Below are 25,817 nucleotides of genomic sequence, written 5' to 3' on the forward strand. Positions count from 1 at the left end.
TCATCATGCTGGGACTCATCATCACGGTCATCGTCATCGGGCTCATCGCCGGCGCCCTCGCGCGCCTCGTGGTGCCGGGCAAGCAGGACATGTCGATCGGCATGACGATCCTGATCGGCGTCATCGGCTCGTTCGTGGGCGGCTTCCTGGGCTACCTGCTGTTCCACAAGGACGGGGACGACGGCTTCCTGCAGCCCGCGGGCATCCTCGGCTCGTTCATCGGCGCGATCATCGTGCTGCTGCTGTGGATCCGGTTCTCCGGTCGGCGCTCGATCACCGGCTGACCGAGGGGTTCCGTACCCGGCCGCCCCGTGCGGCCGGGTGCGGGCCCTTACCGGCCCTCGATCGACGGCGGGTCGTCGTCCACGAGGGAGAGCAGCACCTCCGCCACGAGCGCGTCGGCGGAGGCGGTCACCTTGGCGAGCGGCTCCTGCCGTTCGCGCCGGTGCAGGTGCTGGACGAGCGTGAGCGCCTGGGACACCTTGTCTGCCCGCGCGAGCCAGCCGCGCGCGCGGGCCTCGTCGTGCTCGGAGGGCTCGTGCACGAGCACCCACTCGGCCTGCTCGCGCACCGAGACCATCGCCCGGCTGACCTTCTCCTCGGGCGTGCGGGCCCGCTGCGCCTCGGCGATGCGCCTCGAGGCCAGCGTCACCTGCTGCTGCACGCTCGCCTGCAGCTTCGGGTTGGCGGCCATGAAGGCCGCGATCCGCACCGCCGACTTCTTGGCCATGGGCCACGCCAGCGTCTTCGCCAGGCTGGACCACACCATGCGATCGCTCCTCCGGTTGCGCGCCGCTCAGGTCGTGCGGTCGCCCCGCTGCTCGTCCACGACGACGTCGGGGTCGATCCGGTCGGCGCTGCGCAGCTGGTCGTCGAGCTCGGACCGCGCCCCCGTGGCCTCCTCGCCCCGGGCGCGCGCCTCGTTCTGCAGGGCTGCCGCGTCGGCGGCACGGGCGTCGGCCTCCGCCTGCGCGAGCCGGGCCTGGGCGTCGAGCCGCGCGGCCTCGGCCTCGCGGCGCTGGACCTCGACCTGGTCGACGGCCGCCTTCTCGCGGATCTCCTGGGCGCGGGCGCGCTCCACCTCGACGCGGCGTGCCCCCCGGCGCCGGCTCCACGCGACCGCGGCGACGACGAGCAGCACGACGACGACCGCGATGACGATCCACACGATGGGGTTGTCCATGAGACCGGCCTCCCTTGACCTTGGCTCCTTCGATTGGAGTGCCGCGGAAGGGTGTGCGCAACCCGAGCGCCGCCGGCAGGGGCGGCGTGACGGTGGATCCGGCGGGTCGCCGGGGCGGTCAGGCCGCCGCGATCCGCTTGCGCGCGACCGAGACGAGCTTGCCCACGTTGAGCGTCCAGCCAACCCCGAACACCTTCGGGTTGATGACCCGCGAGCCCTCCGGATCCCACAGGCGCTGCTTGGCCCGGGCGAGCGTGGGGACGCGGAAGTCGTAGGGCACGAAGCCCACGACCACCCCGTGCCACTCGCGCTCGTCGGCGGGGGTGCGCACCTCCTTGGCGATGGCTGCGAGCGCCAGGCCGAAGGTGACCACGCGGATCAGCCGCTGCAGGTCGCGCGGCTTCTTGCGGTGCTTGTCGTTCGAGGACATCTCGGCTCCCTGCGCTGGTCGGAGGACTCCACTATCCACCCGGGGGGCCCGTGTGTGACCTCGGTCTCGTCGGGTCGATCTGGGAAGAAGGTCCCACGGGCTCGCGTTGGGCACCAACGGCCGGAGAAGACCGGCACCTGTCACCCACACCCGGGAGCCGCACCACGTGAGCACGTGGAACCTGACCGAGCGTCGCGCCGTCGACCTGCGTCGTGTCGCCAGCGCGCTGTGTCCGCGCACCTCTCGCTGACCCCAGCGCACACGTCCCCCGAACAGACCTCTCGGCGCAGCCCATCGGCGCGCCACCGAAAGGCCACCGTGTCTGACACCACCACCGCGCCCACGCGGCGTCTTCGTCTTCCGTCCTTCACCGTCCAGGTGCTGCTGGGGCTCGGCCTCGGCGTGCTCCTGGGCTGGATCGCCCTGCAGATGGGCGAGACGGCCTCGGGCGACCCGAACTGGCTGACCACCACGCTGGACACCATCGGTTCCTCGTTCGTCACCATGCTCAAGGCCATCGTGCCGCCGCTGGTGTTCCTCGCAATCGTCACCTCGATCGCCAACCTGCAGCAGGTCACCAACGCCGCGCGGCTCGCGTGGCAGACGCTGCTGTGGTTCGCCATCACCGCGGCGATCTCCGTGGCGGTCGGCATCGGCCTGGGCCTGCTGTTCCAGCCCGGTGCCCACTCCACGCTCAGCGCCGAGGCGGGCGAGGAGGCGGGCGTGAGCGCGAGCTGGCTCGACTTCCTCGACGGGCTCATCCCGGGCAACTTCCTGGGCCTGGGCGCGAGCACGGACGCGTCCGTCACCGCGGGCGCGGTCGACGCGAAGACGTCGATCTCGTTCAACGTGCTCCAGATCGTCGTCATCGCGATCGTCGTCGGCATCGCGGCGCTGCGCACGGGCAAGGCCGCCGAGCCGTTCCTGGGCTTCACGCGGTCGGCTCTCGCGATCGTCCAGAAGGTGCTGTGGTGGGTCATCCGCCTCGCCCCGCTGGGCACCCTGGGCCTGATCGGCCGCGCCGTGGCCACGTACGGGTGGGACCTGCTGGCCCCGCTCGGCTCGTTCGCGGCCGCGATCTACGTCGGCCTCGCCATCGTGCTGTTCGTCGTCTACCCGGTGATCCTGCGGACCAACGGCCTGCGGATCTCCAGCTTCTTCCGCGGCGCGTGGCCGGCCATCCAGCTCGCGTTCGTCTCCCGCTCGTCGGTGGGCACGCTGCCGCTGACCGAGCGCGTGGTCGAGCGGAACCTCGGCGTGCCGCGGTCCTACGCCTCGTTCGCCGTCCCGCTGGCGGCGACCACCAAGATGGACGGCTGCGCCTCGATCTACCCGGCCATCTCCGCGATCTTCGTGGCGCAGATCTTTGGCATCCACCTGTCGCTGACCGACTACCTGCTGATCGCGTTCGTGTCGGTGGTCGGCTCGGCCGCCACCGCCGGCCTCACCGGTGCGGTGGTCATGCTGACGCTGACGCTCTCCACCCTGGGCCTGCCGCTGGCCGGTGTGGGTCTGCTGCTCGCGATCGACCCGATCCTCGACATGGGCCGCACCGCGGTCAACGTGGCGGGGCAGGCGCTCGTGCCGACCGTCGTGGCCAAGCGCGAGGGCATCCTCGACCTGCAGCAGTACGAGTCCGCATCCGCGGAGGACCTGTTCAAGGACGACGCGGTGACGGACGCACCGGCTGAGTCGGCCGACCGGGAGCTCGAGCCCGCACGCTGACCGACCACGACGATGCACCCGCCCCGCGGCGGGTGCATCGTCGTCGGTGCCTACTTCTTCTGGCCCTTGGGCCCGATGTCCATCGTCACGACGTCGCCGACGTAGCCGATCCGGTGCTCGGAGTGCTTCTTGGAGTAGAGCTCGAGGTTGACCACCGTGAACGTGCGGTCCTCGTTGAGGAGGACCTCGCCGAAGCACAGCGTGTACTGGCTCCACTTCGCGCTCGCGTCGGCCGCCGCCAGGCCGACCACCTGACCGCCGTTGGTGATGGTCACGTAGCAGCCGTACTTGCGGAAGCTGCCCATCCCGTTCTCGAGCGCGGAGTAGCTCGACAGCGCCACCGACGCGATGTCGGGGTGCCACGTGATCGTCACGGTCTCGAGCGCACCCGCCTGGCGGATGTCGCCCGAGTGCCGCACCGCGCCGTCGGCGGTCGCCAGCACCTCGTCGGCGTTGGCGGCACCGACGTACACCACGCGGCCGTCCCGGTAGCGGACCAGAGCCTTGAGGTCGTAGTCCTTGCCGGCGGCGGTCCACCCGTTGCTCGCCTCGATGGTGGGCGACTTGGTCAGGGTGATCCGGGCGCCCTTGCTCAGGCTCACGGGGCCGTCCCCGGAGGCGGGCGCCTGCACCGGCGCGGCCGGGGTGGGGGCAGCGGGCTGCTGCGAGCGGGAGAACAGGCCCATCGAGACTCCTCGGTGCGTGAACGGGTACCCGGATCACCGTAGGGCTCATAGCCGGCGCACAGGGTGTACTCGGCGCCCTCGGAGGGTCTCGCGCCAGGATTCCCGTCATGACGACGACGCGCATCGCCCCCGTGGGCGCCGCCCTGCGGTCCGCTCCCGCGCCTCGCCGGGTCTCGGGCGCCCTGGTCGGCACCTGGCTCGGGTCCTTCGCGGTGCTCGCCTTCTGGTGGCAGGCCGTCTCGCCGGCCGTCGCCTCCGCACCGGGCGGCGCGCTCACGAGCGTGGGGGAGCTGGCGGGCCTGCTCGCGTCGTTCCTGGTGTGCGTGCAGGTGCTGCTCGTCGCCCGGGTGCCGTGGTTCGAGAGGTCGGTCGGCTTCGACCGGCTGGTCTCCTGGCACCGCTCGCTCGGCACGACGGTGGTGCTGTTGGTGGTCACCCACGTGCTGCTCATGATCGTCGGCGGCGCCCTGCTCGACGGGGTCTCGGTGTGGGCCGAGGTGCCCGGCGTGCTGCGGACGCAGCCCTACCTGTGGTGGGCGGTGGTCGGCACGGGCCTGTTCCTCGCCGTGGGGCTGTCGAGCGCGCGGCTCGCCCGGAGGCGGCTGTGCTACGAGGTCTGGTTCGCCCTCCACGTGACGATCTACGCGGGTATCTTCCTCGCCTTCTTCCACCAGGTGGCCGGCGGGACGCACTTCGTCTCCTCGCCGCCTGCGCGCGCCGCCTGGATCGTCCTGTACAGCGCGACGGCCGCTGCGGTGCTGGTGTGGCGGGTGCTCCTGCCGGTCGTCCAGCACGGACGCCACGGGCTGCGGGTCGAGGCCGTGGTGCCCGAGGGGCCCGGGATGGTGAGCGTGTGGGTCACCGGCACGGACGTGGCCCGCTTCGCGGCGCAGGGCGGCCAGCACTTCCTGGTCCGCTTCCTCGCCCGCGGGCACCTGGGCACGGCGCACCCGTACTCGCTGTCGACGGTGCCGAGCGCGGGCCGGATGCGCTTCACCATCGGCGCTCTGGGCGACCACTCCGCCGCGGTGGCCTCCGTCCCTCCCGGGACCCGCGTCCAGGTGGAGGGCCCCTTCGGCCGGTTCACCGCCGACCGGGCCACCACCCGCAAGGTGCTGCTCGTCGCCGGCGGGGCGGGCATCGGGCCCATCCGGGCGCTCGCCGAGGAGCTCGTGGTGCGCGGGTACGAGGTGGTGGTGGTGCACCGCGCGCACCGGAGCGAGGAGCTGGCGCTCGCGGCCGAGTTCACCGCGTCCCCCCGCCTGGCCTACCTGCCCGTGCCGGGACGCCGCGTGCAGCTGGGCTACGACCCGCTCGCGCCCGGGCCCCTCGCCGCGGCGGTGCCGGACATCGCGTCGCGTGATGTCTTCGTGTGCGGGCCGGCCCCGATGACCGAGACCGTCGTCCGCTCCGCGCGCGCCCTGGGTGTGCCCGCCGCGGCGATCCACCGAGAGGAGCTCTACTGATGGCCGCACGACCGTGGCGCGGGACGCTGATCTACGCCGGGGCGGTCGCCGTGATCGCGGCCGCCGGGTTCGCCAGGTTCGCGGGGGTCCAGCCCGACGGGGCGATCGCGGCAGCCGGGGCAGCGGGCGCCGACGACTCGTCGAGCGGGCTCACGGCCGGGAGCACGCCGACCCGGGCCGCCGCGCCGGACACGAGCGCACCGGACGCGAGCGCGCCGGACGCGAGTGCACCGGAGGCGAGCGCGCCTGATGCGAGCGCGCCGGACGCCGGCACCGACGGCTCGTCCTCCGACCCGACTGCCACCGCCGCGCCCGACGCGTCCACCGGCGACGAGGTCACGATCGTCGGCGCGGCCGAGCAGACCCGGTACGGGGCGGTCCAGCTGTCGGTGACCTTCTCCGGTGACTCGATCACCGACGTGCAGGCGCTCCAGTCGCCCGACCGGGAGCGCCGCAGCATGGAGATCTCCCAGCAGGCGATCCCGATGCTCACGCAGGAGGTGCTGGCCGCGCAGTCGGCGCAGATCGACACGATCTCGGGAGCGACCTACACCTCGGACGGCTACCGGCAGTCCTTGCAGTCGGCGATCGACCAGAGGGGCTGAGGGTGCGGCACTGCGAGACGGTGATGGGGATCCCCATGTCGCTGGACGTGCGCGGCGCGGACAGGCCGCAGGCCTGGGCGGCGGTTACCGAGGCGTTCGAGCTGCTGCACGCCGCCGATCGGAGGTTCGACCGGCGCAGGCCCGACAGCGAGGTGAGCCGCTACGGGCGGGGCGAGGTGCCGCCCGCACTGATCTCCGACGAGCTCCGCGAGGTGCTCGCGCTCGCCGAGCGCACGACGGACGCGAGCGGGGGTGCGTTCTCCGTGCGGGCGCCCGACGGGTCGCTCGACACCGACGGCGTGGTCAAGGGCTGGGCGGCGCAGCGCGCCGCCGACGTGCTCCGCGCCGCGGGCCTGACCCGGTTCTGCCTGAACGCGGGCGGAGACGTCGCGACCGCGGGCGAGCCCGAGCAAGGCCGCGGGTGGAACGTGGCGGTGCGTGACCCCGCGGACGCGCAGCGCTTCCTCGCGATCCTCGAGGTGCGCGACGGAGGCGTGGCGACCTCGGGCACCTACGAGCGCGGCGGTCACGTGTGGGACGGCCGGACGGGTGCGACCGCGGCGGGGCTGGTCTCCGCCACCGTCGTGGCCGCCGACCTGGTGACGGCCGACCTGCTCGCGACGTCGGTCCTCGCCCTGGGGCCCGACGGCATCGCGTGGGCGAGCGCGCACGGGGCGGCCGCCGTGATCGCGGTGCGCCCCGACGGCCAGGTGCTGACCGACCGTGCGGGCGCGTCCCTGCTGGGCACGTCCGTCTGAGCAGAGGGGCCGGCTGTGCGCGCTGAGCCAGGCGGCCGGCCCGCGCGCACGGCCATGCGTCAGCGCGCCAGGTAGGACGCGATGAGCGCCGCGATCTCGCCCGGATGGCTCAGCGTCGCCAGGTGGCCGCCCGCGACGACGTCGGGCTCGATGCCGAGGCGCTCGCGCGTGACGCGGCGCTGGAGGTCGATCGGGAAGATCCGGTCGTCGCAACCGGTGATCGCGTGCACGGGCACGTCGGGCCAGGCGTCGAACGCGCAGGGCTGGGCGAACACCGCCTCGGACTGGGGACCGTCGTGGAGCGTCATCGCGCGCGCGAGGTCCTCGGGCAGGTCGTGGGTGAAGAAGCTGTCGTCGAACTCCGGGGACCAGCCGCCGCGTGCGGCCGCGTCCAGCCGGGCCTGCGTCGAGCCGACGGCGTCCGACCACTCGCCGGGCGTCTCGCCGGGGAGCGGGACCATGGCGCTGACCAGGACGATCATCCGGGTGGGGACGCGCCGGGCGACCAGCGGCGCGACGAACCCGCCGAGCGACTGCGCCGCGATCACCACGGGCCCGCGGCCGCCGATCGCCTCGGCCACCGTGTCGGCGTACTCGGCCAGGCCGCGCGCGTCGTCGCCCGTGGGGAGGTCGACCGCGAAGGCGTCGAACCCCTGAGCGCGCAGGTCCGCCTCGACCAGGTGCCAGTACCAGCCCGCGCCACCCGCGCCCGGGACGAGGACGATCGGGATCCCCGTCATCGGGCCCGCAGGTCCTTGCGCAGGATCTTGCCGGACGCCGACTTCGGCACGGAGTCGATGAACTCGACCCGGCGCACCTTCTTGTGCGGGGCGACCCGCTCCGCGACCCAGGCCATGAGGGCATCCGCCTCGAGGTGCTCCGAGGAGCGCACGACGAAGGCCTTCGGCACCTCCTCGCCCTCGTCGTCCGGGACGCCGATCACCGCGGCGTCCTGCACGTCGGGATGCGCGAGCAGCAACGCCTCGAGCTCCGCGGGCGGGACCTGGTAGCCGTGGTACTTGATGAGCTCCTTGAGCCGGTCGACGATGAAGAACGCCCCACCGGCGTCGACGGTCGCGATGTCCCCCGTGTGCAGGAAGCCGTCTGCGTCGAGCGTCTCGCGCGTCGCCTCGTCGTCGCCGAGGTAGCCCGTCATCACGTTGGGGCCCTGGCACCACAGCTCGCCCGGTGCGCTCATCCCGTCCGTCGGAGGCTCGATGTCGCCACCGGACGCCGGGTCGACGAGCCGGCACGCCATGTTCGGCACGAGCAGGCCGACCGAGCCGCGCGGGATGTCCGTGCGGTCGGCGGGGACGACGTGCGACACCGGACTCATCTCGGTCATCCCGTAGCCCTGCACCACCCGGCAGCCGATGCGGTCGGCCACCGCGTCCGCCAGCGTGCCGTCCAGGGGGGCGGCGCCGGACAGGATGGTGTGGACGCTCGACAGGTCGTGCTCGGCGACCAGCGGGTGCCGGGCCAGGGCGAGGGCGATGGGCGGCGCGATGAACAGGTAGGTGCAGCGCTGCGCGGCGACAGCGCCCAGGAACTGGGCGAGGTCGAACCGCGGGAAGGTCACCAGCTGGGCGCGCGCGAACAGCGAGAGGTTGAGCAGCACGGTCATGCCGTAGATGTGGAAGAACGGCAGCACCGCCGCGACGCGGTCCTGCGGGCCGAGGGTGATGATGCCGATGGTCTGCGCCACGTTCGCCACGAGGTTGCGGTGCGTGAGCATCACGCCCTTGGCCAGCCCCGTGGTGCCCGACGAGTACGGCAGCACGGCGAGGTGCGTCGCCGGGTCGATGGTGACGCTCGGTGCCGAGCGCCCCTCGGCCAGCCAGTCGGCGAGCGACTCGTGCCCGTCGGCCCCGTCGACCACCATCACGCGCTCGTCGGGCAGGTGGCCGAGCATCGCGGGGCTCAGCGCGCCGACCGTGATCGCGAGGGTGGCGCCCGCGTCGGCCAGCTGCCGGCCGATCTCGGCGGACGTGTACAGCGAGTTGACCGTGGTGACGGTCGCACCGGCGCGCAGGATGCCGTGGAAGAGCGCGACGAACGCCGGCGAGTTGGGGGAGTGCAGGGCGACCACGTCGCCCGGGACCACGCCGCGGGCGGCGAGCGCGCCGGCGATCCCGTCGATCTGCTCGACCAGCTCGGTGTACGTGGTGCCGCGCTCCGCGCCCGCGGCGATCACGGCGACACGGTGACCCGCGTCGTCCGGCAGGTCCCCGAACAGGAAGTCGTGCACCGACAGGTCCGGGATCTCGACGTCGGGGTACGGGCTGGTGATCGTCACGACGGGCTCCTCGCGGACAGATCGGCGGCGCGCACCTCGTCGTGCGCGACCTCTCGCACGCTACCCGCGAGGGCGTGTCCGCGCAGGTCACGCTGGCCCAGGTCACGCAGGCCCGGAAGGTCAGTCCTCGAGCATGGGCGCGCTGAACCCGTCGCCGGTGCGCAGGAGGCTCGCGCGCATCACCGCGCCCGAGCCGAACCGGGCGGCGACGGCGTCGACCGCGCTGTCCATGCCGCCGGTGTCGACCGGTCCGAACGAGAGCTGCGGCTGCACGACCGCGTCCGACTCCAGGTTGGTCAGCGCGACCCCCACCAGGGTCAGCCCGCGCTCGCGGATGAGGTCGCCGGCGGCGTCGAGCAGCATGGTCGCCGTCGCGCCGATGTCCGCGCCGGAGGACGTGGCGTGCGGGAACGAGTGCGACCGCGTCGCCCGCGAGTAGTCCTCGAAGCGCAGGCGCAGGACCACGGTGCGGGCCGTGCGGTGGGCCGTGCGCATCCGGCGGCACACGCGGTCGACGAGCCCCAGCAGCGCCGCGCGCACGAACTCGGGCGGGTGCGCTCCGTGCCCGATCGCCCGCTGCGCGCCGATCGAGCCGCGCCTGGTGCCGACCACCACGCGCTCCGGCGTGCGCCCGTGGACCACCGCGTACAGGTGCCGTCCCGCCGCGGGACCCAGGAGCCCGACGAGCACCGACTCGCCGAGCATGGCCACGTCGCCCGCGGTCGCCAGCCCGTACGAGCCGAGCTTCGTGGCCGTCACCTCCCCGACGCCCCACAGCATCGTCAGCGGCAGCGGGTGCAGGAACGCGTCCTCCGCGTCCGGCTCGACCAGGAGCAGCCCGTCCGGCTTGGCGACGCGGCTGGCCACCTTGGCGAGGAACGGGGTGCGTGCCACGCCCACGGTGATGGGCAGGCCCACCTCGTCGCGGACGCGCTCGCGCAGCCGAGCGGCGATCTGCACCGGCGGCGCGTCGATGCGGTGCAGCCCGCCGACGTCGAGGAACGCCTCGTCGATCGAGACGCCCTGCACCTGGGGCGTCGTGTCCCGGAACACCTCGAACACCGCCTTGCTTGCCTCGACGTAGGCCTCGAACCGGGGGCGCACGTCGATGAGGTCCGGGCAGAGTCGCCGCGCCTGCCTGCCGCTCATCGCCGTCTTCACGCCGCGCCGCTTCGCCTCGTACGACGCCGCGAGCACGACGCCCCCACCCACGACGACCGGCCGGTTGCGCAGGCGCGGGTCGTCGCGCTGCTCGACCGACGCGTAGAAGGCGTCGAGATCGGCGTGCAGGATCGCGGCGCGGCGCGGGCTCTCGGACACGAACACATGTTCTAACGGGGGTCTGACACCGGGCGCTCGACCGCCGACCGCGCCAGAATGCGCGGATGGACGTGACCTCCTGGGTGACCGAGTACGAGCGAGCGTGGCGCGCCCAGGACGTGCCCGCGCTCGACGGGTTGTTCACGCCGGACGCGGTGTACTTGCGCTCGGCCTACGACGACGGGCTGGTGGGTCTGCCCGCGATCCGTGACTTCTGGTCCGACGACCAGCCGTTCACCATGACGTGGGAGCCGGTGGCGGCCGAGGGGGACACGGCCGTGGTCCGCGTCGAGGTGCACTACGGGGGCGCCGAACCGCACGAGTACCGGGACCTGTGGATCATCACCTTCGCCGACGACGGCCGCGCGCGGCGGTTCGAGGAGTGGGCGCACTGGCCCGGCATGCCCGGGTGGAGCAGCACCGACCCCGGCGCGAGCGACTGAGCCACGGCCCCGGGCTCGACCCGGCTGGACGCGCGCGCGGCCCCTACCTCCACCACACTTGCTGGCAGCCCGAGCCGGAACCTGAGTCGGGACGTAGCCAGAACCAGCCAGCACGCACGGCAGCACCGCAGAGCAGAGGAGCCGGCATGAGCATCCTGCGCACCAAGAGCGTCGAGCAGTCGCTCGCCGACGCCGACGAACCGGAGTTCCAGCTCAAGCGGTCGCTGTCCGCCCTCGACCTCGTCGTCTTCGGCGTCGGCGTGGTGATCGGCGCGGGCATCTTCACCCTCACCGGCCGGGCGGCGCACGAGACCGCGGGTCCCGCGATCGTCATCAGCTTCGTCATCGCGGCCGTCTGCTGCACGCTGGCCGCGATGTGCTACGCGGAGTTCGCGTCCACCGTGCCCGTCTCCGGGTCCGCGTTCACGTTCAGCTACGCGAGCCTGGGTGAGATCTTCGCCTGGATCATCGGCTGGGACCTGATCCTGGAGATGTTCCTGGGCGCGAGCGTCGTCGCGCAGGGGTGGAGCGCCTACCTGGCGCTGCTCCTGGAGAACCTCGGCATCACGGTGCCGGCCGAGATCAGCTCGGGCGGCACGGTCGACCTGCTCGCCATCGGCCTCGTCGTGGTCCTGGGCGTCCTGATCACCATCGGCATCAAGGAGTCGATGCGGGTCAACATCGTGCTCGTCGCGATCAAGCTCTTCATCGTGCTGTTCGTCATCGTGGCGGGGATCGGGTTCATCTCGACCGCGAACTACCACCCCTTCATCCCGCCGGCCCAGCCGAGCGAGGCGGCGAACGGGCTCACGCAGCCGCTCGTGCAGGCGCTGCTCGGCTTCGAGCCGACCGTGTTCGGCATCGGCGGCATCTTCGCCGGCGCGGCCCTGGTCTTCTTCGCCTACATCGGGTTCGACGTGGTGGCGACCACCGCCGAGGAGACGCGCAACCCGCAGCGCGACCTGCCCATCGGGATCATCGGGTCGCTCATCATCTGCACGATCCTGTACTGCGCGGTCGCGATCGTGGTGACGGGGATGGTCTCGTACGACAAGCTCGACCCGAAGGCGGCCCTGGCCAACGCGTTCGAGGCGCACGGCCAGGACTGGATGGCCACGCTGATCGCGGCGGGCGCGGTCGCGGGGCTGACGACCGTGGTGCTGACACTCATGATCGGCGCGACGCGCGTGGTGTTCGCGATGAGCCGCGACAACCTGCTGCCCCGCGGCCTGGCCCGGGTGCACCCGACGTTCCGCACGCCGTACGTCATCACGGCGGTGGTCACGGTCGTCACCGCGCTGGTGGCCGGGCTCACGCCGGTCGGCGTGCTGGAGGAGATGGTCAACATCGGCACGCTCAGCGCGTTCGTGCTGGTCAGCATCGGGGTCGTCGTGCTCCGGCGGACGCGCCCCGACCTGCCGCGCGCGTTCCGCGTCCCGTGGGTCCCGGTGCTTCCGATCGTCTCCGCCCTGATCTGCGCCTACCTCATGGTGAACCTGTCGGTCGAGACGTGGCTGCGGTTCCTGGTGTGGCTCGCCATCGGGCTGGCCATCTACTTCGGGTACTCGATGCGGCACTCGCGGCTCGCAGGCACCGCCCGGGACGCGCGCGTGCCCGACCGGACGTGAGCCGCGCGTCACGGGTCCGGCACGCGATATTCGTGCGAGGCCGGCGCTAGGTCGCCGATAGGGTCGAATCGATACGACCCCTCACCCCAGCACGGAGCCTCACCTCGTCATGCCCAAGACCCTCACCGTCGGCCGTCCGTGGCACGTCATCGCGGTGTTCGCCGTCCCGCTGCTCCTCGGCAACGTGGTGCAGCAGCTCTACCAGGTGACCGACGCGTTCATCGTCGGTCGCACCCTTGGCGTCGACGCGCTCGCCGCGGTCGGGTCCACCGGGAGCCTGCTGTTCCTGCTCCTCGGGTTCGCGTGGGGTCTGACCTCCGGCTTCGCCATCCCGACCGCACAGGCGTTCGGGGCCGGCGACTCCGCCGCCGTGCGGCGCTCGGTGGCCGCGGGCACGGTGCTGACCGCCGTCGGCTCCCTGGTGCTGACGCTGCTCGCGGTGCTCGCCACCGGCCCGGCGCTCCGGGTGCTGCAGACGCCGCCGGAGCTCGTCGGGCAGGCCAGCACGTTCGCGACGGTGAGCTTCGCCGGTGCCGTCGCCACCATGTTCTTCAACTACCTGTCGGCGATCATCCGAGCCATCGGCGACTCGCGCACGCCGCTGGTGTTCCTCGCTGTGTGCTGCGGTCTCAACGTCGGCCTCGTCGTCCTGCTGGTGCGCGCCGCCGGGCTCGGCGTCGGCGGCGCCGCGCTGGCCACCGTCGTCTCGCAGGCGCTGTCGGTCGCGCTGTGCGTGGCGTTCATCCGGCGCCGCGTCCCCGCGCTGCAGCCGTCGCGCGAGGACTGGCGGCTCGACCGCGCCGCCGTGGCCGCCCAGCTGCGCATCGGGCTCCCGATGGGCTTCCAGGCGTCGATCATCGCGATCGGCTCGCTCGTCGTGCAGCTGCGGCTCAACGAGCTCGGCGCGGACTCCGTGGCGGCGTACACGACGGCCGCCCGCGTGGACGGCGTCGCTGTGGCGTTCCTGGGCTCGATCGGCCTGGCCGTCTCGACGTTCGTGGCGCAGAACCACGGCGCGGGCCGGCCGGACCGGATCCGGCGCGGCGTCTCGCAGGCGGTGGCGATGTCCGTGGGTGTCGCGGTGCTCCTCGGCCTGGTGCTCGTCAGCGCCGGCAGCTCGATCGTCTCCATGTTCGTGGGTCCGGACGAGCAGCACGTGGTGGACCTGGCCGCGCAGTTCCTCACGGTCAACGGCCTGCTGTACTCGGCGCTCGGCGTGCTCTTCGTGCTGCGCGGTGCGCTGCAGGGCCTGGGGCACGCGCTCGTGCCGACCATCACGGGCGTGGTCGAGCTCGTGATGCGCGTCGGAGCAGCTCTGGTGCTCGGATCGGCGTTCGGCTACGCGGGCGTGGTCTGGAGCAACCCCCTCGCCTGGTTCGGGGCGATGGTGCTGCTGATCCCGGCGTACCTGCACGCGCGCCGCTCGCTGGGGGCACCGGCGGACGTGCTGGTGATCGAGGGACCGAACGACGGCTCCGTCGTGCTCGACGCCGTCATCCCGCAGCCACGCGCAGCGCGCGAGGGCACGCCCGCGCGCTGACTCGCATTGCGGGACGTGGGGCCCGGGGGAATCGTGGAGGACCATGACCGACCTGACCGGCGCGCCCGCTCCGCAGACCACCGTCCCGCGCGCCGCGTGGCGGGCGGGGGTCGTGCTCATGGCCGGCATGTTCATGGCGCTGCTGGACACGACGATCGTCAACGTCGCGCTGCCCACCATCCAGCAGTCGCTCGACGCGAGCGAGGCGACGCTCAGCTGGATCATCTCCGGCTACGCGCTCGCGTTCGGCATCGCCCTCATCCCGGCCGGCCGCATCGGGGACCGCGTCGGGCACAAGTGGGTGTTCTTCGCCGGTCTCGCGCTCTTCACGGTGGCCAGCCTGTTCTGTGGTCTCGCGCAGAACAGCATCCAGCTCGTGGTCGCCCGCGTGGTCCAGGGCCTGGCCGGCGGCATCTTCGTCCCCGCCGTCACGGCGTTCATCCAGCTGCTGTTCCCCGGCCCCGTGCGCGGCAAGGCCTTCGCGATCCTGGGCTCCGTGATCGGGGTCTCCACCGCGCTCGGGCCGATCCTCGGCGGGCTGATCATCGAGGCGTTCGGCGACGAGAACGGGTGGCGCCTGGTGTTCTGGGTCAACATCCCGATCGGCATCGTGGCGCTGGTCGCCGCCGCCCGCCTGCTGCCCGCGGGCGCCGCGGGCGGTGCGCGGGCGGGCACCGACCTCGTGGGGCTGCTGCTGCTCACCGCGGGACTGGTCGCGCTGCTCGTTCCCCTGATCGAGGGGCAGGACGAGGGGTGGCCGGTCTGGACTTTCGTCAGCCTGGCCGCCGGCGCGCTCCTCATCGTGGTGTTCGCGCTCTGGGAGCTGCGCGAGGCGAGAGCGGACAGGAACCCGCTGGTGCCGCCGCACCTCTTCTCGCACCCGTCGTTCACCGGCGGGACCGTCCTGGCGCTGGTCTACTTCGCGGCGTTCACGAGCATCTTCTTCACCATCTCGCTGCTGTGGCAGGCCGGCCTGTCGCACACCGCGCTGCAGTCCGGCGTGGTGGGCGTCCCCTTCGCGCTCGGCAGCATCGTCGGCGCATCGCAGAGCAACCGGCTGTCGCAGCGGCTCGGTCGCACCGTGCTCGTCGTGGGGACCGCCATGGTGGCGTGCGGGCTCGTGTGGGTGTGGCTGGTGCTCCGCACGCAGGACGCGACCGGGCTGACCAGCTGGGACCTCGCGGCGCCGCTCGCCATCGCGGGGATCGGCAACGGGCTGTTCATCGCGCCCAACGCCCAGTTCATCGTCGCGACCGTGGACCGCCGCGAGGCCGGGTCCGCCAGCGGCGTGATCTCGGTGATGCAGCGTGTGGGCAGTGCCATCGGCATCGCCGTCATCGGCAGCGTGCTGTTCGGCAGCCTGCACATCGTGAGCCGCGACCCGGCCCAGGTGATGCAGGCGTTCACCGACGCGGCGGCGCACGCGATGGGCGTGAGCGCCGCCCTCGCGGTGGTCGCTTTCGCGCTGGTGTTCGCGCTGCCCAAGCAGGTCAACCAGTACGCGGCCTGACCGGAACCGGACCGGAGGGGATCACGACCCGGTCTGCCACGGCGCCGTGGCGAGGCGCTCGTCGTACGTGCCGCCCGGCCCGCATCCGCCGCGGTAGTCGGCGGGCATGGCCGGGTACACCGTCGACCAGTACTCCTGCGCGAGCGCCCGGCCCTGGGCCGCGCTCGCACCCAGCGCGACGGCCATCGCCGCGTCGCGCTGCACCGCCGCGCACTCCGCCTCCGCCTCGACCATGAGACCGGCCATGTGCATGGCCTCGTGGGTCAGCACGTGCACGGCGACCACCTGGTCCCGGCTCGGTGCGTCCTTGGAGGAGGCCAGCCAGGAACGCAGGTCGGCGCACGGCCCCCGCTTGATCACCGTCGCACGCTCCGGCACGCCGCCCGGGCCCCAGGCGACGTAGCCGAGCTCCTGCCCGAGGTCGACGAACGCCTCTCCGAACGTCTGGCAGTGCACCTGCACCTGCGCGCCGACCATCGCGCTCGCCGCGCGCTCGAGCCGCCCCTCGAGCCGTGCCTGGGTCCACAGCGGCACCGCGCAGGACAGCGCGAGGGCGAGGCAGAGGCCGACGCGGATCTTCGGGAACGCCCGCACCCGCCCGAGCGCGTCGACGCGTCGCAGCACCCAGCGGATGCTCACGACCGCCGCGAGGGTGAGGAACCCGATGAGCGTCAGGGTGAGGAGCACCCTGAGGTCATCGGCCGGCGGGGCCTAGGGCTGAAGGCGCTCGGCGCTCCACGCGCCATGGGCGGCGGTGTACTGCAGCCGGCGGTGCAGGCGCTCGGTGCTGCCGTACCAGAACTCGATCGCGTCGGGGACCAGCCGGTACCCCACCCAGTCGGCGGGCCGGACGACGGGCTCGCCCGAGTCCAGCAGGGCCGCCGCCGCCGCGCGCAGCGCGGACTCGGAGGCGAGGGGACGGCTCTGCCGGGACGCCGCGGTGGTGGCCTGCGCCGCCGGCGGGCGCTGCGAGAAGAGCACGTCGGAGGCGTCGTCCGCCAGGGTCTCGACGACGCCGGCGACGTTCACCTGCTGGAGCAGCTCGCGCCAGTAGAACGTCAGCGCGGCGCGCGGGTTGGCGGCGAGGTGCTCGCCCTTGCGGCTGGTGCGGTAGCTGCCGAACACGAGCCCGCGCTCGTCCACGGCCTTGACCATGACGGAGCGGGTGGCCGGTGCCCCGGAGCTGTCCGCGGTGGCCAGGGTGACAGCACACGGTTCGCGCACGTCACGCTGCTCGGCCGCGGCGATCCACGCACGGAGCAGCGCGAGCGGGTCCGGCGGCGGCGCGTCGAACTCCGGAAGCGACAGGTTCGCGTCGCCCGACAGCGTGCTCACGGCCACGGGTCCAGCAGCGGGAGGGCGCCTGTCAGGTCGTCGCCCGACGAGCGGCCTGCGAGCCACGCGGCGAGCGCGTGCTGCGGGCCCTCCACGGGGGTGCCGCTCTCGCCCCAGGTGCGGCCGCTGTCCGTCGCGGTCAGGACCGCGGGCACGGGGATGCGCACCCGCAGCCAGTCCACCAGGTGGCCACTGGTGGCGAACGACCAGTCGGCGGGCGTGCGCCCCACCTCGAGATCCACCCAGTGCACCTCGAGCTCGCGCCACCAGCACAGCCGCGTGGCGTGCAGGTCGAGGTCGCGGTACGCGCACGGCAACGACCAGTCCTCGTCGGACAGGTCGGACCAGGCCTCCTCGAGCGCCGTGAAGCCCGCGCGGAGCCCGTCGAGGATCTCCGGCAGGGGACGCGCGGCGCCCGCCTCGATGGAGGCGTCGCGGCCCGGGCGGCCGCCGTCGTAGACGTCGATGCGCTCGCCGCGCTGGGCGTAGCGGGCCTGACGCGCGAAGGCCGCCGACAGGTCGCCGAGGTGGGTGAGCACGTGCGCCCGGGTCCAGCCGGGCAGTGCGACGGGAGCGTGGGCCTCGGCCTCGGTGAGGTGCGAAGCCCGCTCGAGCAGTCGCGCGTCACCTCCGAGCAGGTCCTCGGGTGTCATGCGCCCAGCACACCACGCCGCGCCCCTGGCCTGCGACTCGATACCGTGGCGGGGTGGACGTCGAGTTCGAGGCACAGCTGTGGCTCTGGGACGCGCGGCGCACAGAGCGGTGGACGTTCGTCAGCGTCCCCGAGGCCGTGGCCGACGAGATCGCCGAGGTGGCCGAGCCCGTGACGCGCGGCTTCGGCTCGGTACGCGTCGAGGTGCGGCTCGGCGACTCGACGTGGCGCACCAGTCTGTTCCCCGGGGCGAGCACCTACGTGCTGCCCATCAAGAAGGCGGTCCGCACCGCGCAGGGATGCGACGTGGGCGACACCGTCCGGCTGCGGATCCGGCTGCTCGACGTGTAGGTCAGCGCGGGCCAGGTCAATCCGGGCCCGGTCAGTGCGAGCCAGGTCAGTGCGAGCCAGGGCAGTGCGGGCTGGGTCAGTGCGGGCTGGGTCAGTGCGGGCGCAGGACGCAGAAGTCGTTGCCCTCGACGTCGCGCAGGCAGGCCCACGGCACGTCGCCCTGGCCGACGTCCAGGTCGGTGGCGCCCAGCCCGCGCAGGCGCTCGACCTCGGCCCCCTGGTCGTCGCCGGGGGAGGGCAGCAGGTCGAGGTGGATCCGCGACTGCACGGTGATCGGCCCCGGCACCCGCAGCAGCTCGAGGTACGGCCCGACACCCGCCGCCGAGCGCAGCCGGGCGTGCTCGTCGGTCACCTCGTGCACCGTCCAGTCGGTGGCCTCGCCCCAGAACGCCGCCATGGCCCGCGGGTCCTCGCAGTTGACCACCACGGTCGCGATCGGCCCGGTGTCGCGGTAGACCTCGCGCGGCTCGAGCACGCAGAAGACGTTCCCCTCGGGGTCGGCCATGACCGTCCACGGCACGTCGCCCTGGCCGATGTCCGCGGGCGTGGCCCCGAGCTCCAGCAGCCGCTGCACCAGCGCGGCGTGGTGCGCGGTCGACGTCGTCGCGAGGTCGAGGTGCGTGCGGTACCTGACCGACTCCGGGTCGGGGACCGTGACGACGTCGACGCACACCGCGACCGGGTCGGGTCACGCGAATCCCGGCGGCTCGACGTTCGTCACGCCCGGTCCCTCGCTCGACACCTCCCAGCCGAGCGCCGCCGCCCAGAACCGGCCCAGCGCGTCGTCGTCGTGGGCCTTGATGTTCACCTGGACGAGCTGCAGAGCCATGTCGACGGAGCCTAGCGGCGGCCGCCCACTCAGCTCGTCACGTCGGCCGTGGTGAACCTGCTCCACGCCAGCGCGCCGAAGATGGCGACCCACGCGGCCTGCACCGCGAGCCCGCCCCCGATCACGGCCCAGTCGGGCTCGAGGCGCAGGAACTCCGCGAAGTCGAGCCAGTGGTGCGTGAGCAGCGCCGGGTGGATGGAGGACAGCGCGGGGATGGTGTCGAGCACGCCGGACACGATCGCCACGACCACCGTGGCGGCCATGGCGCCGACCGGGACCTCGGTGAGCGTCGAGAAGAACAGGCCGACCGCGACGAGCCCGGTCAGCGACAGCCCCACGTAGGCGACGACTGCCAGCACCCGCAGCGCTCCGGCACCCAGCGGCACCGTGTCGCCGGACAGCAGCGTCACGTCGTGGACGCCGAACAGCGCCGCCCCGGCCACCAGGCCCACCACGGCGATGGCCGAGACCGCCGCGGCCGCGAACGCGAGCGCGCCCACCGCCTTGACCAGCAGCAGCCGGGTCCGTCCGACGGGCACCGTGAGCAGGTAGCGCAGCGTCCCCGCCGACGCCTCGCCGGCGATCGCGTCGCCGGACGCGATGCCGATGGTGAGCGGCAGCAGGAACGGCAGGCACAGGAACACCGACGCGACCACCAGGAACAGCCCGTTGCCGGTCACGCGGCCCAGGAAGGCGGGGCCCTGCCCGTCGAGCGCGGTGTCCTGCGTGAAGAACAGCACGAGCCCGAGCAGGAGGGGCACGGCCGCGAGCCCCAGCAGCAGCACGAGGTTGCGACGGCGGCCCAGAACGAGCCGGAGCTCGGAGCGCTGCAGCCGCCAGTACGCGGCCGCCATGGACGGCACGGGCGCGGGGGCGGTTGCCGGCGTGGGCGTCTCAGCGAGCGACATCGAATCCCTCCCCGGTGAGATCGACGAAGACCTGCTCCAGGCTCGGCCGACGCACCTCGAATCCGACGACGTCGACGCCGGCGTGCACCAGCGCGGCCGGGATGCGCGCGGGCTCGAGCGCGCCCAGCTCGGCGTTCAGCGCGTGATCCTCGGCCGAGACGTCCAGGCCCAGCACGCGCAGCACCCCGGCCGCCGTGGCCACGTGCCCCGGCGCGACCGTGACCATCACGCGCGTCACGCCGCGCTGGTCCAGCACCGAGCGCGGGCCCTGCAGCAGCAGGCGACCGCGGCTCATGATGCCCAGGTGCGTGCACACCTGCTCGATCTCCCCGAGCAGGTGGGAGGAGACCAGCACCGTGGTGCCAGCCTGGGCGAGCTCGCGGATCAGCAGCCGCACCTCGCGGGTGCCCTGCGGGTCCAGGCCGTTGGTCGGCTCGTCGAGCACCAGCAGCTCGCGGGGCCGCAGCAGCGCCGCGGCGAGGCCGAGCCGCTGCTTCATGCCGAGCGAGTACTGCCGGTACGGCTTGCCCTCGGCGGCCAGGAGGCCCACCCGCTCGAGCGCCTCGGACGCCCGCCGGGCCGCGGTGCGCGGGTCGGCGGTCGCGTCGGCCGCGTCGAGGCGAAGCAGGTTGGCCCGGCCGGTCAGGTAGGGGTGGAAGCCCGGGCCCTCGACGAGCGCGCCCACGCGCGAGAGCACCGTCGCAGGCTCCGGTGAGCCCAGCAGCCAGCTCGTGCCGCTCGTCGGGCGAACCAGGCCCAGCACCATCCTGATGGTCGTCGTCTTGCCTGACCCGTTGGGCCCGAGGAAGCCGTACACGGCGCCGCGCGGCACGGACAGGTCGATGCCGTCGACCGCCACCTGCCCCGAGCGGAACCGCTTGGTGAGGGCCCGCGTCTGCACGGCCGACCCCGCGTCGGCCCCGGGGAGATCCCCCGAGGCCGACGCGGGGTCGACCGTCACGGCCGGTGCCGTCATCGGGCGTCGGCCTGCAGCGTGGCCCCGGGGACCGCGCCCACCAGCACCCGGCCGTCGTCGGTCACGAGGATGCTCACCAGCTTGGTGGTGATGAGTCGCCCGCCGGGGACCGGCTTGGTGATCTGGCCGAAGAGCGTCCCGAGGTCGAGGTCGCGCACCTTGCTGCTGCCGTCGGCGCCGAACTCCTCGAGCAGCTTCTGCCCGCTCTTGGAGCCGATGGCCGGCGCGCTGCCGGGCACCGTGGAGAGCGCGTCCGCATCGCCCGCGAGCAGCCCCGCGACGTCGACTCCTGCGAGCTGCACGACCGTGTCCCAGCCCGTTCCGGTGACGGTGGTGCCGTCCGGCACGGTCGCGGAGTGCGCGGCCGCCGGCGTCTCGGGCAGCGGGACGCTGACCTCCTTGGAGCTCGCACCCGCGGGGGCGCTGAACGACAGCACCGAGTCCGACGGGGTGGCGAAGCGGATGTCGGTGAACCCGACCTCCACCGCGGGCGTCTTCGAGGTCCTGTCCCAGACCTGCACGCGCAGCGGCGTGCTCGTCTTGGCGTCCACCGACACGACCACGTGCCCGATCAGCGTCGTGGTGCTCTTCGGCGTGACCACCAGGTTGTAGGCGGCGCGGCCCGCGACGGTCGACTGGGCGTCGAGGGTCACCGAGGAGAACTGCTGCACCAGCCCGAGCACCGAGGAGGCCGCGGCGGCCGGCGTCGGGAGGTCGCCCGCGACGGGTGGGTCCTGCTGCAGGGCGTCGTAGCGCGCCCGGTCCTTGGCGTCGATCACGTAGTGGACCACCGCGTCGTCCGTGCTCGAGTACGTCCACGCCTGCGGACCGTCGCGCACCACCGAGTACTCGGAGGTCGCGCCCAGCAGGGCCGCGCGGGACCGGTCCACCCCGTCGGTCCACACGCGCATCGTGGAGCTGCCGTCCAGCAGGTTGACCGGGGACGCCCCGGCCATGTCGCCCAGCGGCAGCGAGGGCAGCCCGAGGCGGGCGGTGTAGACGACGGTGCCGGACAGCGGCTGGTCGCGCGCCTCCGCAACCGCGGTCACCAGCTGCTGGGGCGAGATCGCGGGCAGCTCCTCGCTGCTCGCCGAGGCGACGAGCGGGGGAGCGATGAACGCGGCGGCGACCACCGCGCCGACGACGGCGGGAACGGCCCAGCGGGCCCGGGGCGACAGGTTGCTCATGACCACACCCTGCGACAGGACCGCTGTGGGGAACCTGAGAGGGGCTGTGGGCACCAGTGGACGCGCGGTGACATGCTGCGCAGGTGCGGGTTCTGGTGGTCGACGACGAGCGCGGGCTCACGCGCGCGCTGCAGCGCGGCCTCACGGCCGAGGGCTTCGCGGTGGACGTCGCCCACGACGGCATCACCGGCCTGGCCATGGCGTGCGACCACGAGTACGACGCGATCGTGCTCGACGTGATGCTGCCCGGTCGGAACGGCTACGACGTGGTGACCGAGCTGCGCGCGCGGGGTGTGCGCACGCCCGTGCTGATGCTGTCGGCGAAGGACGGTGAGTACGACGTCGCCGACGGCCTGGACGTGGGCGCCGACGACTACCTCACCAAGCCGTTCGCGTTCGTGGTGCTCGTGGCCCGCCTGCGCGCGCTGCTGCGCCGCCCGGCTCGTCTCACAGCGCCCGTCCTGGAGGTCCGCGACCTGGTGCTCGACCCGGCGGCGCGCACGCTCACCAGGGGCGGCGCACCCGTCTCGCTCACGGCGCGCGAGCTCGCGCTGCTGGAGTACCTCATGCGGCACGCGGACCGCGTGGTCGGCAAGGTCGAGCTGCGCGACCACGTCTGGGACGGGACGGGCGAGGACGTCAACGTCGTCGAGGTCTACGTGGGGTACCTGCGCCGCAAGCTGGGACGGGACGCCGTGGCGACGGTGCGGGGCGCGGGCTACCGCGTCGCCGGGTAGGGGGGCGTGCGTCGCTGGTCGCTGCGGGCGCGGCTGACCGTGCTCACCGCGGGCCTCGTCTGCGTGGCGCTCGTCGTCGGCGCCTTCGCCCTGACCACGGTCCTGTCCCGCAGCCGCACGGCCGCGCTCGACGACGTGGTGACGCAGCGGGCGTCCACGGTCGCGGCGCTCGCGGACGACGACAGGATGCCGCCCACCCTGCCGGTCGAGCAGCCGGGCGAGGTGGTGCAGGTGCTCGACGCGGAGGGGCGGGTGCTGGCGTCGTCGCCGACCGCGAGCCGGACGCTGGCCGTGCTCCCGCCCTCGGCGGTGGCAGACCTGCGCGAGCGGGCCCCGTGGACGGGCAGCACCCTGGACAGCGCGTACGACGAGCAGGCTCGCGTGGCCGTCCGGGCGGCGACGGTGGGCGGCGAGCCGGTCACGGTGGTCGCGACCGTGCCGCTCGGCGAGGTGCAGGGGCTGCTGCGCGCGCTGACCGTCGCGCTGGTGGTGGTGGTCCCGTTGCTCACGGCGCTGCTCGCGGTCGCGGTGTGGTTCGCGATCGGGCGCGCCCTGGCTCCCGTGGAGCAGCTGCGCCGGGCCGCGGCGCAGGTCGCGGTGAGCGGCGGTCCCGGGTCGCTGCCGGTCCCGCCGGCCGACGACGAGCTGGGCGCGCTGGCCCGCACCCTCAACGAGATGCTCGACCGGCTCGAGACCGCCTCGGCCCGTCAGCGCTCGTTCGTGGCCGACGCCGCGCACGAGCTGCGCTCACCGATCGCCTCGCTGCGCGCGGCCGTGGACGTCGCCCGGGAGCACCCCGGCTCGTACGCGCCCGGGGAGCTTGCGGCCGACCTGGACGGCGACCTCACGCGCATGCAGGGGCTGGTGGACGACCTGCTGCTGCTGGCACGTGTGGGCGCGGCACCGCACGCGGCGACGACCGTGGACCTGGCCGCGCTCGCCGTGGAAATCGCGGCAGGCCGCGCCCCGGTGAGCGGCGCAGGGGAGGCGAGCGCCGACCCCGAGGCAGTGGGCCGCGTGCTCCGCAACCTCCTGGAGAACGCCTTGCGCCACGCGACCGGGCGCGTGCAGGTCACGGTCGCGCCGGGACGCGTCGACGTGGACGACGACGGCGCCGGAATCGCGCCCGCCGATCGTGACCGGGTGTTCGAGCGGTTCGTGCGGCTCGACGACGCGCGCGAGCGCGATGCCGGTGGCAGCGGGCTCGGCCTCGCCATCGCGCGCGAGCTGGCCCGCGACCAGGGCGGAGACGTGCTGCTCTCCGACTCCCCGCTCGGGGGCCTGCGCGCGACGCTGAGCCTGTGACCGCTGCCTGCGGTGTCGAGTCCGCTCAGGAGATGCGGATCCGCGCCCACTGCAGGTTGTGGTCCGAGCCGCGGTAGCGCTCGTCGAACGCGCCCGAGGACGTCAGCACCATCTGGTTGACGAACCTGCCGACGCCGCCGCCGTTCTTGACGAAGATGTAGTCGATCCGGGTGCCGGTGTACGCGTAGCGGTACGGCCGCGTGGGGTAGCCGTTGTCGACCGACGCGTTGTGGCTGTTGGACGTCGTGTTGGCGCGCTGGACGGTGCTGACGGCCTGCGTGGCGCTCGCGTAGCCGGCCTGGACCATGTCCTCCTGCGGCCCGTTGGGCCAGCGCGAGTCGGAGTTCAGGTCGCCCATGACCACGAGCGGGACGTCACCGAGCCCGGCCACGCGCGACTTGGTGGCCAGGAACTCCCGGATCCCCTTCATCGCGGCCTTGCGCATGCCCTGCAGCGTCGCGCTGTTGCCCTTCTCGAGGTGCGTCGAGACCACGTAGAACTTCTGCTTGGTGGCCCTGGACTGCAGCAGGGCCCAGGTGAAGTGGCGGTCGTACTTGGAGCTGTCCCAGCGCACGCCGCCCGAGACCGCGAACGTGGACTGCAGGCCCGCCGCCAGCCGGGTGACGTCAGCCGGCTTGTAGAGGATGTGGTCGGAGCGCGAGATGCCGCCCGTGCCCTTGCGCTTCATCGCGTCGATCTCCGCCGAGGTGACCGGCAGCGCGCTGGTGGCGACCGCGCTGCGGTACGTCGAGCCGAGCATGCGCGTCAGCTCCTGGTACTGCTGGCCGGACGACACGGACGACGCGGCCTCCTGCACCGCGAGCACCGAGGCCCCGGCGTGCAGGATGCCGTTCTTGACGGCCCGCTTGCGCTGGTCCCAGCTGCGGCCGGGGATGTCGGCGGTCGCCGTGGAGCTCGCGATGTTCCAGGTGGCGAACGTGACGTTGTCCGCCGACGAGCCGGTCAGCGGCGGCGGCGAGGGGTAGCCGAAGGCCGTCACGGAGTGCGCGGTGCGGGACCCGTTGCGGGCGTAGAGATGCACGAAGACCGGCTCGGTGCCCCGCGAGCCGGCGAGCGAGCGCCACGCGCTGGGAACCGTCAGGACCACCGAGGTCCGGGTGATCGGCACGCTCGTCACCCACGCCTTGTTGGTGTTCACGCTCGAGATCGTCGTCTTGCCGCTGGTGTAGACGTTGTCGTTGCTCCACGACGCGGCGACCCTCAGCGAGGTGCCCGCGACGTAGCGGGGCCAGCTCACCTTGACCTTGTTCTGCCCCGCGGCCGTGACCTTGACCGAGTCCTTGTAGCGCGGGGAGTTGGTGTTGGGGGTGGCGTCGTGCTTGGCGCTCCACCTGCCGGTCGCGGCCTTGACCCGCACCCAGTACCGGACGCGCAGCGTGAGGGACTTCACCGTCAGCTGGCTGGAGGACGCGCTCAGCGTGCGCGTCTTGCCCGACGGGAACGACGAGCTCCGCGACACCTGGACCGTGTACTTCTTCGCGCCCTTGACGGCGGTCCAGTCGACCGCGAGCTGCCGGTCGCCGGGGACGATCACCACGGAGGCCGGGGCAGGCGCGGCGGCCTGCGCGGCTGCGGGGACCAGGCCCACCAGCCCGAGGGCGGCGACGGTGGCAAGGACGGTGGTGCGGAGCGTGCGGCGGAGCATCGGGTGGCCGCCTCCATCTCTCGTCAGGGTGGGTCTCGGTCGTCTGTTGTCCCATCGGCCCGGACGGCGCGGAACTTCAGGGCTTGGCCGCGCTTCGTTCGCTGCCCTCGCGGGGCGGGGTGCCCCCCGCGGCGCGCGCGATGCGCGCAGGCGGGTTCGGGTGTCTCACCGGCGGCGGAGCATCCAGGTGGCCGTGCCACCGGGGGCGGCCTCACCTGGTGCACGAGATCTGGCTCACGGGGAGGCCGGGTGCCGCGCGTCGGGCGGGTTCGGGGCCCGAC

Annotated in this window: 29 protein-coding genes; 13 read left to right on the forward strand and 16 right to left on the reverse strand. The window is 73.2% G+C overall.

Annotated features, from left to right (window positions below; genetic code table 11):
- Positions 1–5: 5 nt before the first annotated feature.
- Positions 6–284, forward strand: coding sequence for a GlsB/YeaQ/YmgE family stress response membrane protein (locus QRT05_RS14325; protein WP_289448016.1), 279 nt, complete (start codon positions 6–8; stop codon positions 282–284).
- A 47-nt stretch (positions 285–331) separates the two neighbouring features.
- On the opposite strand, the gene QRT05_RS14330 is transcribed toward QRT05_RS14325, so the two are convergent.
- The 3 genes from QRT05_RS14330 to QRT05_RS14340 all read right to left on the reverse strand — a co-directional run bounded on the left by QRT05_RS14330 (position 332) and on the right by QRT05_RS14340 (position 1,613).
- Complete coding sequence (locus QRT05_RS14330; protein ID WP_289448017.1) at positions 332–769, reverse strand: hypothetical protein; 438 nt, start codon at positions 767–769, stop codon at positions 332–334.
- Positions 770–796: 27 nt separating this feature from the next.
- Positions 797–1,183: a hypothetical protein gene (locus tag QRT05_RS14335; RefSeq protein WP_289448018.1), complete on the reverse strand. Its 387-nt coding sequence runs from the start codon at positions 1,181–1,183 to the stop codon at positions 797–799.
- A gap of 118 nt (positions 1,184–1,301) precedes the next feature.
- The gene (locus QRT05_RS14340; protein ID WP_289448019.1) at positions 1,302–1,613 is read right to left on the reverse strand and encodes a DUF5808 domain-containing protein; all 312 of its coding nucleotides are present in this window, start codon (positions 1,611–1,613) and stop codon (positions 1,302–1,304) included.
- A gap of 166 nt (positions 1,614–1,779) precedes the next feature.
- On the opposite strand from QRT05_RS14340, the gene QRT05_RS15560 reads away from it, so the two are divergent.
- Both QRT05_RS15560 and QRT05_RS14345 read left to right on the forward strand, forming a co-directional pair.
- On the forward strand, positions 1,780–1,863 hold the full coding sequence (locus tag QRT05_RS15560; RefSeq protein WP_407650369.1) for a putative leader peptide: 84 nt from the start codon (positions 1,780–1,782) through the stop codon (positions 1,861–1,863).
- A gap of 68 nt (positions 1,864–1,931) precedes the next feature.
- On the forward strand, positions 1,932–3,338 hold the full coding sequence (locus QRT05_RS14345) for a dicarboxylate/amino acid:cation symporter (protein ID WP_289448020.1): 1,407 nt from the start codon (positions 1,932–1,934) through the stop codon (positions 3,336–3,338).
- Positions 3,339–3,388: 50 nt separating this feature from the next.
- On the opposite strand, the gene QRT05_RS14350 is transcribed toward QRT05_RS14345, so the two are convergent.
- Complete coding sequence (locus QRT05_RS14350; RefSeq protein WP_289448021.1) at positions 3,389–4,024, reverse strand: TerD family protein; 636 nt, start codon at positions 4,022–4,024, stop codon at positions 3,389–3,391.
- Positions 4,025–4,131: 107 nt separating this feature from the next.
- Here QRT05_RS14350 and QRT05_RS14355 point away from each other — a divergent pair, with 107 nt between their 5' ends.
- From QRT05_RS14355 to QRT05_RS14365, 3 genes are read left to right on the forward strand one after another with little or no spacing between them, the layout of a single operon-like run.
- The gene (locus QRT05_RS14355) at positions 4,132–5,490 is read left to right on the forward strand and encodes a ferredoxin reductase family protein (RefSeq protein WP_289448022.1); all 1,359 of its coding nucleotides are present in this window, start codon (positions 4,132–4,134) and stop codon (positions 5,488–5,490) included.
- Positions 5,490–6,095: an FMN-binding protein gene (locus QRT05_RS14360; protein WP_289448023.1), complete on the forward strand. Its 606-nt coding sequence runs from the start codon at positions 5,490–5,492 to the stop codon at positions 6,093–6,095. Before QRT05_RS14355 ends, QRT05_RS14360 begins: the two co-directional genes overlap by 1 nt.
- A gap of 23 nt (positions 6,096–6,118) precedes the next feature.
- Entirely contained in the window at positions 6,119–6,853 is a 735-nt protein-coding gene (locus tag QRT05_RS14365) for an FAD:protein FMN transferase (RefSeq protein WP_289448024.1), read from the forward strand.
- Positions 6,854–6,912: 59 nt separating this feature from the next.
- On the opposite strand, the gene QRT05_RS14370 is transcribed toward QRT05_RS14365, so the two are convergent.
- The 3 genes from QRT05_RS14370 to dinB form a co-directional block, all read right to left on the reverse strand.
- Positions 6,913–7,593 (reverse strand): alpha/beta fold hydrolase, encoded by a 681-nt coding sequence (locus QRT05_RS14370; RefSeq protein WP_289448025.1) that lies wholly within the window; start codon positions 7,591–7,593, stop codon positions 6,913–6,915.
- Positions 7,590–9,149 (reverse strand): AMP-binding protein, encoded by a 1,560-nt coding sequence (locus QRT05_RS14375; RefSeq protein ID WP_289448026.1) that lies wholly within the window; start codon positions 9,147–9,149, stop codon positions 7,590–7,592. The genes QRT05_RS14370 and QRT05_RS14375 overlap by 4 nt, the downstream gene beginning before the upstream one ends.
- 120 nt (positions 9,150–9,269) lie before the next feature.
- Positions 9,270–10,469, reverse strand: coding sequence for a DNA polymerase IV (gene dinB / locus QRT05_RS14380; protein ID WP_289448027.1), 1,200 nt, complete (start codon positions 10,467–10,469; stop codon positions 9,270–9,272).
- Positions 10,470–10,534: 65 nt separating this feature from the next.
- On the opposite strand from dinB, the gene QRT05_RS14385 reads away from it, so the two are divergent.
- The 4 genes from QRT05_RS14385 to QRT05_RS14400 all read left to right on the forward strand — a co-directional run bounded on the left by QRT05_RS14385 (position 10,535) and on the right by QRT05_RS14400 (position 15,590).
- The gene (locus QRT05_RS14385) at positions 10,535–10,912 is read left to right on the forward strand and encodes a nuclear transport factor 2 family protein (RefSeq protein WP_289448028.1); all 378 of its coding nucleotides are present in this window, start codon (positions 10,535–10,537) and stop codon (positions 10,910–10,912) included.
- 146 nt (positions 10,913–11,058) lie between these two features.
- Complete coding sequence (locus QRT05_RS14390) at positions 11,059–12,540, forward strand: amino acid permease (protein ID WP_289448029.1); 1,482 nt, start codon at positions 11,059–11,061, stop codon at positions 12,538–12,540.
- A gap of 109 nt (positions 12,541–12,649) precedes the next feature.
- Entirely contained in the window at positions 12,650–14,080 is a 1,431-nt protein-coding gene (locus tag QRT05_RS14395) for an MATE family efflux transporter (RefSeq protein WP_289448030.1), read from the forward strand.
- Positions 14,081–14,123: 43 nt separating this feature from the next.
- Entirely contained in the window at positions 14,124–15,590 is a 1,467-nt protein-coding gene (locus QRT05_RS14400; RefSeq protein WP_289448031.1) for a DHA2 family efflux MFS transporter permease subunit, read from the forward strand.
- 21 nt (positions 15,591–15,611) lie between these two features.
- On the opposite strand, the gene QRT05_RS14405 is transcribed toward QRT05_RS14400, so the two are convergent.
- From QRT05_RS14405 to QRT05_RS14415, 3 genes are read right to left on the reverse strand one after another with little or no spacing between them, the layout of a single operon-like run.
- Positions 15,612–16,277, reverse strand: a complete 666-nt coding sequence (locus tag QRT05_RS14405) for a hypothetical protein (protein ID WP_289448032.1) — start codon at positions 16,275–16,277, stop codon at positions 15,612–15,614.
- Positions 16,278–16,301: 24 nt separating this feature from the next.
- The gene (gene phzG, locus QRT05_RS14410; protein WP_289448033.1) at positions 16,302–16,925 is read right to left on the reverse strand and encodes a phenazine biosynthesis FMN-dependent oxidase PhzG; all 624 of its coding nucleotides are present in this window, start codon (positions 16,923–16,925) and stop codon (positions 16,302–16,304) included.
- Positions 16,922–17,578 (reverse strand): maleylpyruvate isomerase N-terminal domain-containing protein, encoded by a 657-nt coding sequence (locus tag QRT05_RS14415; protein WP_289448034.1) that lies wholly within the window; start codon positions 17,576–17,578, stop codon positions 16,922–16,924. Before QRT05_RS14415 ends, phzG begins: the two co-directional genes overlap by 4 nt.
- A gap of 53 nt (positions 17,579–17,631) precedes the next feature.
- On the opposite strand from QRT05_RS14415, the gene QRT05_RS14420 reads away from it, so the two are divergent.
- Positions 17,632–17,928 carry a DUF1905 domain-containing protein gene (locus QRT05_RS14420; RefSeq protein WP_289448036.1) on the forward strand — a complete coding sequence of 99 codons (297 nt, stop codon included), beginning with the start codon at positions 17,632–17,634 and terminating at the stop codon, positions 17,926–17,928.
- Positions 17,929–18,019: 91 nt separating this feature from the next.
- Here the strand turns inward: QRT05_RS14420 and QRT05_RS14425 are convergent, their stop codons facing one another.
- The 5 genes from QRT05_RS14425 to QRT05_RS14445 are packed head-to-tail and all read right to left on the reverse strand — an operon-like array spanning position 18,020 to position 21,828.
- Positions 18,020–18,601: a VOC family protein gene (locus QRT05_RS14425; protein ID WP_289448037.1), complete on the reverse strand. Its 582-nt coding sequence runs from the start codon at positions 18,599–18,601 to the stop codon at positions 18,020–18,022.
- 15 nt (positions 18,602–18,616) lie between these two features.
- Positions 18,617–18,757, reverse strand: coding sequence for a VOC family protein (locus QRT05_RS14430; RefSeq protein WP_289448038.1), 141 nt, complete (start codon positions 18,755–18,757; stop codon positions 18,617–18,619).
- Between the two features lie 29 nt (positions 18,758–18,786).
- Complete coding sequence (locus QRT05_RS14435) at positions 18,787–19,665, reverse strand: ABC transporter permease (RefSeq protein ID WP_289448039.1); 879 nt, start codon at positions 19,663–19,665, stop codon at positions 18,787–18,789.
- Complete coding sequence (locus tag QRT05_RS14440) at positions 19,652–20,641, reverse strand: ABC transporter ATP-binding protein (RefSeq protein WP_289448040.1); 990 nt, start codon at positions 20,639–20,641, stop codon at positions 19,652–19,654. The genes QRT05_RS14435 and QRT05_RS14440 overlap by 14 nt, the downstream gene beginning before the upstream one ends.
- Complete coding sequence (locus tag QRT05_RS14445) at positions 20,638–21,828, reverse strand: LolA family protein (RefSeq protein WP_289448041.1); 1,191 nt, start codon at positions 21,826–21,828, stop codon at positions 20,638–20,640. Before QRT05_RS14445 ends, QRT05_RS14440 begins: the two co-directional genes overlap by 4 nt.
- Before the next feature lie 83 nt (positions 21,829–21,911).
- Here QRT05_RS14445 and QRT05_RS14450 point away from each other — a divergent pair, with 83 nt between their 5' ends.
- Together QRT05_RS14450 and QRT05_RS14455 are read left to right on the forward strand one after the other, a co-directional pair.
- Positions 21,912–22,565 carry a response regulator transcription factor gene (locus QRT05_RS14450; RefSeq protein ID WP_289448042.1) on the forward strand — a complete coding sequence of 218 codons (654 nt, stop codon included), beginning with the start codon at positions 21,912–21,914 and terminating at the stop codon, positions 22,563–22,565.
- 6 nt (positions 22,566–22,571) lie between these two features.
- Positions 22,572–23,870 carry a sensor histidine kinase gene (locus QRT05_RS14455; protein ID WP_289448043.1) on the forward strand — a complete coding sequence of 433 codons (1,299 nt, stop codon included), beginning with the start codon at positions 22,572–22,574 and terminating at the stop codon, positions 23,868–23,870.
- Between the two features lie 25 nt (positions 23,871–23,895).
- Here QRT05_RS14455 and QRT05_RS14460 read toward each other — a convergent pair whose 3' ends face one another.
- Complete coding sequence (locus QRT05_RS14460; RefSeq protein WP_289448044.1) at positions 23,896–25,536, reverse strand: endonuclease/exonuclease/phosphatase family protein; 1,641 nt, start codon at positions 25,534–25,536, stop codon at positions 23,896–23,898.
- Positions 25,537–25,817: the final 281 nt, after the last annotated feature.

The organism is Cellulomonas edaphi (genome assembly GCF_030362815.1).
Taxonomy (GTDB): Bacteria; Actinomycetota; Actinomycetes; order Actinomycetales; family Cellulomonadaceae; genus Cellulomonas; species Cellulomonas edaphi.

Coding starts and splice junctions, on each gene's coding strand:
- QRT05_RS14440 (WP_289448040.1), bottom strand. CDS start 20,641: ATGACGGCACCGGCCGTGACGGTCGACCCCGCGTCGGCCTCGGGGGAT.
- QRT05_RS14395 (WP_289448030.1), top strand. CDS start 12,650: ATGCCCAAGACCCTCACCGTCGGCCGTCCGTGGCACGTCATCGCGGTG.
- QRT05_RS14385 (WP_289448028.1), top strand. CDS start 10,535: ATGGACGTGACCTCCTGGGTGACCGAGTACGAGCGAGCGTGGCGCGCC.
- QRT05_RS14370 (WP_289448025.1), bottom strand. CDS start 7,593: ATGACGGGGATCCCGATCGTCCTCGTCCCGGGCGCGGGTGGCGCGGGC.
- QRT05_RS14360 (WP_289448023.1), top strand. CDS start 5,490: ATGGCCGCACGACCGTGGCGCGGGACGCTGATCTACGCCGGGGCGGTC.
- QRT05_RS14415 (WP_289448034.1), bottom strand. CDS start 17,578: ATGACACCCGAGGACCTGCTCGGAGGTGACGCGCGACTGCTCGAGCGG.
- QRT05_RS14355 (WP_289448022.1), top strand. CDS start 4,132: ATGACGACGACGCGCATCGCCCCCGTGGGCGCCGCCCTGCGGTCCGCT.
- QRT05_RS14435 (WP_289448039.1), bottom strand. CDS start 19,665: ATGTCGCTCGCTGAGACGCCCACGCCGGCAACCGCCCCCGCGCCCGTG.
- QRT05_RS14335 (WP_289448018.1), bottom strand. CDS start 1,183: ATGGACAACCCCATCGTGTGGATCGTCATCGCGGTCGTCGTCGTGCTG.
- QRT05_RS14325 (WP_289448016.1), top strand. CDS start 6: ATGCTGGGACTCATCATCACGGTCATCGTCATCGGGCTCATCGCCGGC.
- QRT05_RS14445 (WP_289448041.1), bottom strand. CDS start 21,828: ATGAGCAACCTGTCGCCCCGGGCCCGCTGGGCCGTTCCCGCCGTCGTC.
- QRT05_RS14390 (WP_289448029.1), top strand. CDS start 11,059: ATGAGCATCCTGCGCACCAAGAGCGTCGAGCAGTCGCTCGCCGACGCC.
- QRT05_RS14350 (WP_289448021.1), bottom strand. CDS start 4,024: ATGGGCCTGTTCTCCCGCTCGCAGCAGCCCGCTGCCCCCACCCCGGCC.
- QRT05_RS14340 (WP_289448019.1), bottom strand. CDS start 1,613: ATGTCCTCGAACGACAAGCACCGCAAGAAGCCGCGCGACCTGCAGCGG.
- QRT05_RS14365 (WP_289448024.1), top strand. CDS start 6,119: ATGGGGATCCCCATGTCGCTGGACGTGCGCGGCGCGGACAGGCCGCAG.
- QRT05_RS14330 (WP_289448017.1), bottom strand. CDS start 769: ATGGTGTGGTCCAGCCTGGCGAAGACGCTGGCGTGGCCCATGGCCAAG.
- QRT05_RS14400 (WP_289448031.1), top strand. CDS start 14,124: ATGACCGACCTGACCGGCGCGCCCGCTCCGCAGACCACCGTCCCGCGC.
- QRT05_RS14460 (WP_289448044.1), bottom strand. CDS start 25,536: ATGCTCCGCCGCACGCTCCGCACCACCGTCCTTGCCACCGTCGCCGCC.
- QRT05_RS14430 (WP_289448038.1), bottom strand. CDS start 18,757: ATGGCTCTGCAGCTCGTCCAGGTGAACATCAAGGCCCACGACGACGAC.